Genomic DNA, 1,130 nt, shown 5'->3' with positions numbered 1-1,130 from the left:
TCTCATAAAGAAAATCTGCCGCGGCATCAAAATCACTGTATTTATCTTTAACGGATTCAACAGAATTTTCTAAAAACTGGTTCAAATGTCCATTAAATTCTTGATATTCAATCGCTTGCCTTTGCACTGCAAGATATTGATTTATAATAATAATCTAGCGTTATTCATATTGAATGAGAGTCCCGAATAACGTAAGATTCCCTTATTTCAAACTTGCTTATCTTGAATCAATCAAAACCACTCATTTGCACATAACAAGTGGGATGAGTGTGTGGATCAAATTTGTATAAGAAAGGAGTAAAAATGGTCCTTATGAATCGTCTTAATGCAAGGTCTGTCGCAACATTGGGGGCTGGCAAATATAACGATGGTGCCGGCTTGCTTCTTCATAAGCGTAAAGATGGAGGTGCTCAATGGATTTATCGTTATACCATTCATGGGCGGCGCCGCGAAATGGGCTTGGGTGCTTTAAGAGATGTTTCTTTAAAACAAGCTCGTGAATTGGCAACGGGGTGGCGTTCTGTTTTACGTGAAGGGCGTGACCCCATTAAAGAACGCAATAAACAAAAGCGTGAAGCAATAAGCAATCTTCATTATTTAAAAGATATTGCTTTAGAGACTTTTGAAACTCGTAAAGCTGAATTAAAAGGGGATGGTAAAAATGGACATTGGTTTTTACCTCTACGCCTTCATATTCTCCCTAAATTAGGCTGTCTATCCGTTTCAGAGATTACCCAAACAGAGATACGCAATACCCTCGCTCCTATTTGGCATACAAAAGCTGGAACAGCAGAGAAAGCATTGAATCGTCTTAATATTTGTCTCAAACATGCGGCTGCCTTGGGATTGGATGTTGATTTACAAGCAACAGAAAAAGCACGCGCGCTCTTAGGTAAACAACGTCATAAGAAACAAAACTTTCCAGCAATGGATTGGAGAGAGGTTCCGGCTTTTTATAAAACACTTTGTGAAGCATCAACCCTAACACAACTGGCTTTACGTTTGCTTATCCTTACAGGCGTTCGTACCAATCCTTTGTGTCATATTCATAAAGATCAAGTTGAGGGGGATATATGGACTATTCCTGCTGAGAATATGAAAGGAAGGCGTGATGCTACAACAGAATTTCG

At 39.3% G+C, this 1,130-nt stretch carries 1 protein-coding gene; it reads left to right on the top strand.

The window, feature by feature from the left end:
- Positions 1-303: 303 nt before the first annotated feature.
- Positions 304-1,130, top strand: an 827-nt coding sequence (locus PVV65_RS09810) for an integrase arm-type DNA-binding domain-containing protein (protein WP_273790033.1), incomplete at its 3' end; no start/stop codon positions are given.

The organism is Bartonella sp. ML70XJBT (genome assembly GCF_028618425.1).
In the GTDB taxonomy this organism is placed as follows: domain Bacteria; phylum Pseudomonadota; class Alphaproteobacteria; order Rhizobiales; family Rhizobiaceae; genus Bartonella.
The sequence above is the reverse complement of the archived record's forward strand: the minus strand, read 5'-3'. Positions and strand labels throughout refer to the sequence as shown.